This is a genomic window from Flavobacterium sp. (genome assembly GCF_036405015.1).
Lineage (GTDB): Bacteria > Bacteroidota > Bacteroidia > Flavobacteriales > Flavobacteriaceae > Flavobacterium.
Genome location: NZ_DASWYK010000119.1, coordinates 1 through 9,275, shown reverse-complemented (window position 1 = coordinate 9,275; position 9,275 = coordinate 1). Strand labels below are relative to the sequence as shown.

The 9,275-nt window shown below is 36.2% G+C and carries 5 protein-coding genes; all 5 read right to left on the bottom strand.

All coding sequences use genetic code 11. The features are described 5' to 3' along the window. Window positions 1-3,000, bottom strand: a 3,000-nt coding sequence (locus VGE71_RS09180; protein ID WP_331138056.1) for a DUF6298 domain-containing protein, incomplete at its 3' end; no start/stop codon positions are given. Window positions 3,001-3,376: 376 nt separating this feature from the next. Beyond that, the gene (locus tag VGE71_RS09175; protein ID WP_331138055.1) at window positions 3,377-5,083 is read right to left on the bottom strand and encodes a polysaccharide lyase; all 1,707 of its coding nucleotides are present in this window, start codon (window positions 5,081-5,083) and stop codon (window positions 3,377-3,379) included. A 48-nt stretch (window positions 5,084-5,131) separates the two neighbouring features. Next, window positions 5,132-5,821: a DUF3826 domain-containing protein gene (locus VGE71_RS09170; RefSeq protein ID WP_331138054.1), complete on the bottom strand. Its 690-nt coding sequence runs from the start codon at window positions 5,819-5,821 to the stop codon at window positions 5,132-5,134. Between the two features lie 213 nt (window positions 5,822-6,034). Then, the gene (locus tag VGE71_RS09165; RefSeq protein WP_331138053.1) at window positions 6,035-7,744 is read right to left on the bottom strand and encodes a polysaccharide lyase; all 1,710 of its coding nucleotides are present in this window, start codon (window positions 7,742-7,744) and stop codon (window positions 6,035-6,037) included. A gap of 102 nt (window positions 7,745-7,846) precedes the next feature. After that, window positions 7,847-9,275, bottom strand: a 1,429-nt coding sequence (locus VGE71_RS09160; protein WP_331138052.1) for a RagB/SusD family nutrient uptake outer membrane protein, incomplete at its 5' end; no start/stop codon positions are given.

The following is a 9,275-nucleotide window of genomic DNA, read 5'->3' as shown; positions in this document are numbered from 1 at the left end:
ATCAATTGTAATATCTTGATCGTTTTTCAGATAGAAAAGATAGCTTTTGCCTTTGTTTTCTAATTTCCAAAGATTGTCTGAGAACGTATTTCCGTCAACTAATTTCATTTCGCTTAAAGCGGAATAAAACTGAGGCAATTCTATTTTTGGAATATTTGGCATTGAAGCTCCCGCCATCAAAGCTGGCCATCCGAAACGAGAAGATCCATCTGTTGAATATAAAATCACTTTTTCAGGATATTTTTCGCGATATTCTCTAACGGCACGATACACTTGATTATCGGTTTCTTTTCCAGTTTTCAGTTTTCTTGCGTGTTGTCTTGGTGCTAAATTAACGCCTCCTTGTGGAGCGTAAGCAGAACCGTCTTCTTTGTAATACCAATAACGGATGTCAATTACATCAACTGTTTTAACTCTTTTGCCATCATTTAAAATTGCATCCTGAACATCTTTCGTAGCACTTAAACCGATTAAGCCTTTTTTGCCCGTTTCATCTTTCCATTTTTGAGCTTCGTCTAACCAGAACTCCATAAAGTGAAGCGGACCAGTATATTCGGCGCTTGTTAACTGAATTACATTGCTGTTATCTTGAAAGTTTTCGAAAGATTTTCTAATGAAACCTTGGTGTAATTTTCTTCTATCAGCATTCGTAACATCGTAAAATTGTTCCGCCATGAAAATACGTTTGTCTCCTGCGTAAGGCGGTGGCTCAGGAAATCCTGAGTTATTAATATTATTTGCTGAACGCCAAGGTGAACTCGCCCAGTGCGCTCCAGCTTCTAAAATATTATGCTGAAAATATTGCTGATTGATTAACATTTGCCCGTTTGGTTCTGCCAAAGTTGCAAACTGTGCTAAACGGCTCCAGTACCAATCGTTGAATTTTGTTAAGTCATATTTGCTCAAATGATCCCAAGCAAAATCTTTTCCGCTTCTCGCGAAAGGCTGTTCGTAAAACGGAGGCCAAGTATCATCGTCAATTCTACGTACTCGTTCGTGATCGTCCATTCTGCGGTCGTACCATAAACCGTAATTGTGTTCTAAAGCAATGATATTGTTGGAAGTTAAATAATCAACCGTTTCCTGAACTCTGTCTGTTAATCCATTTCCTGTTCTTCCTGGTACAAAACGAGTTACGTGTGGTAATGATTTGTTTACGAAATCATCTGTAAGATCACCTCTCCACCATGCTACATTCATTTGTTTTCCGGCAATCACTTTTCCGTTAAAAGTTAACCAACCGTTTTCAGTGATAACTTTTGACTTATTCTCTGATTTATTGGAAACAGTATTCTTTAAATCATTTGCATTTTTTAAACCTGAATTATTGATGTTAATCGGGTTTTGTTTTGAAACTTCTGTAATCCATTCTGGCAAGCTTTGTTTGGTTGTAACTGAAGCTTTGGTCAATTCTTGCGCCACTTCGATTGTCGGACTTGAAGATGGTTCTGAACCTAAATCGTAAATAAAAGCTGGCGTTGGAAGTTTTCCTAATCTGTTTTCTAATTGCGTATAAAATAAACTTCTTGGACTAATATGTCCGTTTACATCTTTCCAGTGTCCGTTTCCTCCAAATTGTCCCCAAACTCCGAAAGCCCAGTTTTGAGCAGTTGGCGGACTATAACATTCTACTTTTGAAGCTGAAGATTCCCAGATTACAGAATTTGATGCTGTCCATCCAGCTCCTCTTCCGCCTTGTTCTCTATTATTATAGCTCAATGCTTGCCCATCAATATTAGCAATATCAAATAAAACACCAGTTGCCCAGCTTCCAATTGCGCCGCTATTACTGAATGGAAGATGTGATTCGCACTGAACAAAAGCATTTGGACCTGTTGTTCCAAATCCTCCCACAGCGAAATCATGATATCCAAATTCTGAATAACAACGTTGGAAAAGCGTCTGCTGACCTTCTGTATAAAATGTATGTCTTCTGAATGAAGCAATTTCTGAAACCGGTTCTGTTGCAATACAATCTTCAACTGTAATTTGTTGACTTGTTTTTAAAATCGTAACTGCCCCACCTGCAAAATGCTTGAAATTAACTTGCTTTACCCAAGCATTTCTGGTGTTTTCAATACTAATTGCCTGCCATCTGTGTTCTTCGTCTTTTGCATTTGAAGTATTAAAAGTCGATTTAATCAAGATATTTTCAACTCCAGCATTTTCAACTCTTCCCGGCCATGAATAAACCGTCACTTTTGAAACTCCGAAAACATCATCTAATGCCATTGTAATTGGAGAATTCAATGTAACTTCATTTGCGTTGATTTTGGCTACAACTCTATTCCAAGTCATATCCCAAGCCCCTTTTTTCCATCCAATCCAAGAAGTTTCTCCGCCGAAATCCTGCATATTTACCTCTTTAATGAAATTATCAGTTAAAGGTTTGCTGATTTCAATTTCGTCTGAAACTTTTAATTTCGATGCATTTTTTAATTGGATTTTCTGAGTTCCAAGTGGTGTATAAGCGTTACTAAATTCGAATGAATCTTTATACACTTTATCGTTTACACCTAAAATTCTAATTAAAGCTTCTCTTTCTAAACCTGTTCCTAAAAGTACGGTTCCGTTTCCACTGTTTCCGCTTCCTCTTAAAACAACACCCGATTTTCTGATGTATAATGTTCCGCTTACTTTAAAGATTCCTTTATCTAAAAGGACTGCTCCACGAAAACCTGATTTGTCTGGTTTTAATGCGCTTACATAATCAATTGCATTTTGGATTTTCTGTGTGGCATCTTCTTCTTGTTTGGAAACAAAAATCTTGTTTTCCAAATTCGGAATTGCAACTTCGGAGTTTCTATATCCTGCAAAAGAAAAATCAGGAATTTGGTTTCCTTGATTGTCTGTGGTAAAAGAAAGTTTCCCTTCTTTAGTTTTTACAATGTCTGGGAAAGTGTTTTGGGCTGTGATGTCTGTATTAAATAACAGAGCAAAACACATTAAGAACAATGTGTTTTTGAAAGAAGTAATATTTTTTAACTGGGTAAAATTCACCTTATTATTTTTTAGAGTTTAAATTAAACCATATAAGCAATATAAGCTCATATAATTTAGGTTTCTCATTTACATTCTAAATCTCCACAATCTTGTCGTTTCGACGTAAGGAGAAATCTTCGCAAGAAACTCCGCAATCTAAATTCCCAATCTTTGTCGAGCTACTAACGGAGATTTCTCCTTACGACGAAACGACAAACTTTGGGTTTATTCACTTAATGTCAATTCGAGTGTGATTTGCTTCGCCTATTCGCTATCGCTCGGGTCTCGTTCCTCGGAATGACAAACTATGTGGATATTCTTTGTGTTATGAAACCTGACAGGTTTTAAAAACCTGTCAGGTTTGCTTTGAAAATATTCTTATATAACTAAATCACTATTGCAATAATGACTTTAATTTAGCCAACGTATCGGTATTGTTTTCGATTTTTGTCCAATCTGTTTTACTAGTTGGATCTATACCGTTAATATATTTCTCAATATTAGTATAACCATCTCCGTTTAAATCTTTATTGGCATCTGAAGCATCATTTGGATTTAAACCGTATTTCTTTTCCCAAGCATCTGGAATTCCGTCATTATCAGAATCTTTATATGCTTTTCCTTTGTAAGTTGGATAACCGCCAACTTGATCTGGATGGGTTATAATTCCTTTTTTATAAGAATCTGCAGGCAATCTTCTTTTGATAAATTCTTTACCGATTGAATTTTCTAAACCGTCTTTTGCTTCAATTTTTCCTGTACGAACTTGTTTCAAAATTCTTTCGTCAACTGCATCTCTTTTTGGAATTGTAGCTCCAACATTTGCTAAAACGAAATCATACGCTTCTTCTGCTCCCATAATTTTAAATTGAGGCATTGAGAATGGTTTTGGCTGTTTAATAGCCGCTAAAAATTCTTTTGTTTCAGCTTCTGGAAGATTTTCCAATTGCACGCCACCATTCCAGTTATCTGCTGTAACTTCAGGAGAACCTACAATGAAATTTCCTGAAACATAAGCTCTTCCATATTGTTTTGGTTCAATATATCCAGACTCAGGTTTTACAATTCTATGCGAAATTGGCTCACCTGCTGGTGTTATTGGACCTGGTTTAAAATAATTATTGATAATGTTCAACATCGAACGATAATCACCACCATCTAAGGTACGATTCCACCAATTAAATACTACGTTATTCACAAAATTAAAGTCGCCATACATTCCGATAGAAGCGTTTCTAGAAATGTTGTCAGCCCATAAATTACGCATAAAAGTACTATTTAATCCGCCAATTGTACTACCGAATGCGTGATTATAAGTATCTAAACCTTCAGATGAAATTGTGTTTTGAATGGTGATATTACAAGCTGGTAATTTCTCCAATTTTGATTTAGCATTCGCTGCAAATTGATGTCTGTAAAGAGAAATATTTTCGTCCAATCCCCAGCTTACTGAACAGTGGTCAACAATGATATTTCCCATTGGATTTCCTCCAAGTGCATCATCTCTTCTCGTTACTTCAGTTGCACCACGTCTAAAACGCATGTGTCTGATAATAACGTCGTGTGTGTCAATTTCTAAAGTTTCTCCAGCGATACAAATTCCGTCGCCAGGAGCAGTTTGTCCAGCAATGGTTACGTAAGGCGCACGCATGCTGATTCTCTTTTTCAAGTGAATAATTCCTGAAACATTAAAAACGATTGTTCTTGTTCCAACAGCTTCGCAGGCTTCGCGGAAAGTTCCTTTTCCGCTGTCTTCTAAACTAGTAACTACGAATATTTTTCCGCCACGTCCTCCTTGTGTGTATGCTCCACCTCCTTCAGCACCAGGGAAAGCAGGAATATCTGCAAAAACAAAATCTTTTGGATAGGATGCCCAAGGCAAATATGGTTTTCCTTGTTTTGCTTCCTCTTTTATAATGTGAAGATTCGCGTTCCAGATTTCGCTCAATCTTGTTTCTTCATCAGCTAAAATTGCGTCTGCTTTTGCTTGAACATCTTTTGGAATTACTGGATATTGGGCATAAGCCGATGATACAAGTGAACAAAATGAAAATGCCATTAATGTTCTCTTTAAAGTACGGTTTGGAAAAATATTTTGCATGAATTGTGTAGTGTAGTTAATAGATGTTAGTGTAAGTTTCGAGAGAGCTTATTCTTTGGTTGTAGAATCTTTTACTTTGTTTTTCTCTCTTTGTTCAACACGTTCGTGCCAGTCTTTACTTTCTTTATTTAGATCGTAACCTTGTTTTGATAAATAGTTGTTGATTCTTCCCTTGTATTTACCAAACCATCCGTGTTTTTCTTTAGAAGAGCCACCATCCATTGCATGTTCTCTTGCTTCAACTAAAGCATTATAAATGTACTCTTTCTGTTCTGCAGTTAGGTTTGGAAGCATATCATTGTACCCAGCAACCGTAATTGGAAGTACACCATAAGTCATTCCGTCTTTAACTTCAGTAATTTTGTCTTCTGATAATTCTTTACCTAATTTTTTAAGGTAAGATTTATGCAATTTTGCAATTGACTTGTCTGCATTTGTTTTCAGTTTGTCAATATTCTCGCTTTGTTTCTCTTTGGCTAAAGAAGTATCTTCTTTTACTTTTTTGATTTCAGCGTCTCTTCCGTCTTGGATTTCCGTTAAATCTCTGAATTGCTGTGCTATAATATTCGAAACAGCTTTTTCTTTTGCATCGTTTTTCAAATCTAATTTTACAACGATTTTAGCGGCTCTTTCGTTTGTAACTTTGATATATTCAGGATCTAAATGCTGCTGCGCACTTAAAGTTGAAAATGCGAAAACGATTGATAGTAATCCTGCGTTTATTTTATTTAGTGCCATGATTTTTTACTTTTTAATAATTTTAAAGCTAGAAGTATATTTTGATAAAATTTAAAGACGGATTTTTTTAATCTCGAAAAGTCGCTGAGACGCAAAGCTTTTTCGCTTTTCTTTTTAATAAACTTTGCGTCTCAGCGACTTTGCGAGCAATTTTTCAGCTTGCGCGAGAAAAAAATAATTCGCATTTGCTTTCTATACTTTCAAAAACTGTTCCTATTTTAAGTCTAATAAAGGTCTAACTAAAGTTTCTTTATTATTTGCTAAATCTTTCCAGTTCACTTTTATTGCTGGATTTACTCCGTTGATGTAATCTTCAATATTAGAATATCCGTCTCCGTTTAAGTCTCCTTGAGCATCAGATGGGTCATTCGGGTTTAAACCGTATTTTTTCTCCCATGCATCTGGCATACCATCTTTGTCTGTATCTACATAAGGTTTTCCTTTGTATTCTGGATATCCTCCAACTTGAGAAATATCTGTAATAATACCTTGTTTGTATGAATCCATTGGTAAACGTCTGTGTTCGAATTGGTAGAAAGTCTTTTTCTCTAATCCTTTTGCATATTCTGGAACTCCGGTTTTTACCGTTCTTACGATTCTTTCATCTACTTTATCTCTGATTGGTAAAGTTGCTCCGACGTTTTTAAGTACAAACTCATAAGATTCTTCAGCAGTCATGAATTTATTGAACCATGGCATTGGGAAAGGTTTGTCGGCTTTCATTTTAGCAAAATATTCTTTTGCTTCATCATAAGTCATCAATTCACCTTTTTTGTTTTCGATTTGAATACCACCATCCCAGTTGTCTTTAGTCACTTTTTCATTTCCGTTAACTACGTTTCCGTTTACGAAAGCTCTACCAAAAACCATATAAGGCAATTTACTTCTTCCAGATTCTGGTTTTAAGATTCTATAGCTGATTGGCTGTGTTAAATCGGTTACAGGACCCGGTTTGTAGAAGTTGTTGATGATGTTGTAATTTGCAGTGTAATCTCCACCATCTGTAGATCTGTTGTACCAGTTAAAAACTACGTTGTTAACAAAATTGAAGATTCCATTCCATCCAATAGAAGGATTTCTACCAGCATTATTAGCCCACATATTTCTCATGAAAGAACAGTTTTCTCCACCTAAAGTACTTCCAAAAGCATGGTTGTAAGTATCTAAAGCTTCTCCGAATAAACTGTTTTGAATGGTAATGTTTACCGTTCCAACTTTAATATCTGGATATCCTGGACCTGGGTTGTACATGTGTCTGTAAATTGACATATTTTCGTCTAATCCCCAAGTTGCAGAAACGTGGTCAATCATAATGTTTCCAACAGGATTTCCACCAATTGCATCATCACGGCGTCCAACGAAAGTTTCTCCACGACGGAAACGTACGTGTCTGATAATTACATCATGCGTATCAATCCAAGTTGATTCACCAGCAATACAAACTCCATCTCCAGGAGCAGTTTGTCCTGCGATTGTAATGTAAGGCGCACGAATAATTAATGGACTTTTTAATCTGATAATTCCAGCAACATTAAATACCACTATTCTCGCTCCTCCTTGTTCGCAAGCTTCACGTAAAGTTCCTGGTCCACGATCTTCTAAACTTGTTACCGTGTAGACTTTTCCGCCACGACCTCCAAAAGTGTACATTCCTCCTCCTTCAGCACCTGGGAAAGCTGGAATTTCAGCCTGAGGTAAATCTGTTGGTCTTGATGCCCACGGAATATAAGGTTTTCCATGTTTAGCTTCTTCTTCAATAACAACTAAAGCTTTTTCCCAAGCTTCGTCAGAAAGACGTTGAGCTTCTTCTTTAATCTTTTTTTCCTGCGCCTGAACTTCTGGACTAATTTTTGGATACTGAGCAAAACATTTTGCGCTTCCTAAAAAAAGCAGAGATGCGATAAATAATGCGGAATTTTTCATATTAATTGTGACTTTGGTAATTCTTTCTAAACAAATCACCTGTATCTTTTGACGGAATACAGGTGAAAAGTTTTATATTGATTCTTTGTGATATAAATAAATTTATTCTTGGTAATTGAACGTTCCCGCTCCACCAAAATTATCATTCCAACCTATAGTTTGTAACAACCATGGGTTTGAAGTTAAAGCTGTTGTATTCAAACCATTAATATAATAGTTAGGATTAAACTTAATATTAACAGCAGCTCCATTAAAGTTATCCATAGGAGTAACCAATGCTGTACGAATAAAGTTTGTGTTGTAGAATGTCGCTAAAGTTGCTAATTGAGCATTAAAATTTGCTGCATCCGGATCCGCTATTACACTTGCACGAGCAGTTGCCAAAGGATCTGTCGTTGCAGATGTTGTTGCAACTCTGTATTGTAAGAAGTTACCAGTACGTTTTGTTCCATTAATTGGAGTTAAACCTAATTTACTTACAGTACCTCCTGTAACTCCAGGTAAAACTTCATTATCATATAACATCCATCTTTGAACATCCCAAAAACGTTTTCCTTCGTAAGCTAATTCTACTCTTCTTTCATATAAAACAGCTTCAATAGCCTGATATTTATCAGACAATGTACCTATTCCATAATTGTTTGCAGCAGGAATACCAACACGATTTCTAATTCTTCCTAAATAATTTAAGGTATTACTTGTCTGACCTAAAGCTGCGTAACATTCTGCAATATTTAATAATAACTCAGCATAGCGGTACTCAAAAATATCTGTACCAGAATACTGGAAGTTAGTTTCTTTACTAGCATTAGTATTAGTCATTTTTCTAATAAAAGCAGGGCTTGATATTGCAGTGTTTCCGTCTGAAAAACCTGCTTTATTAGCTCCATCTACCCAACGATATGCCCAAAGAACACTGTTCGGAGTTTCTTTACTTCCCCATTTAACTCCAGAGAAAGCAAAAGTTCTGTAGAATCTTGGATCTCTGTTAACGAAAAAAGTGAAATCGTTGTAACCATTTGCAGCGGTTGGTCTTCTACCATCTGCCATTGGAAATAAATCAATCATTTCTTTAGGAGCAGCAACTCCTCCTCCTGTACCTCCTAAGCTTAATAAACGAATTCCTTTTTCCCAAGAATTATTTATAGCCTGTGATGTAACACCAACTCCACAAAGTTGCACTGTGATAGCTTCTGAACAAAATGCATTATCAATCAAAAACATTTGTTCCCATTGTTTTGCAGTACTTCCATATAATCCATAACCATCAGCAGTCAATTGAGCTTCTGCTTCTAATCCAGCTTTTAAAGCCGCTTCCCAACGCTCGTTTGAACCATCCCAGTTTTTATTAAATAAAGGACTTGCAAATGTTAGAAGTACTCTCGATTTTTGCGCCATAGCGGCACCTTTCGTAAAGCGACCATAAGCCCCAGAACCCCAGTTTCCAGGTAATAAACTTGCAGCCATATCTAGATCTTTTACAATTTGTGCTACAACTTCAGAAGGTTTAGCTCTTGGAATCTGAATAGAT

What these genes read in the sequence shown, in the direction of transcription:
- VGE71_RS09175 (WP_331138055.1), bottom strand. Translation starts at nt 5,083, where the DNA reads ATGCAAAATATTTTTCCAAACCGTACTTTAAAGAGAACATTAATGGCA.
- VGE71_RS09170 (WP_331138054.1), bottom strand. Translation starts at nt 5,821, where the DNA reads ATGGCACTAAATAAAATAAACGCAGGATTACTATCAATCGTTTTCGCA.
- VGE71_RS09165 (WP_331138053.1), bottom strand. Translation starts at nt 7,744, where the DNA reads ATGAAAAATTCCGCATTATTTATCGCATCTCTGCTTTTTTTAGGAAGC.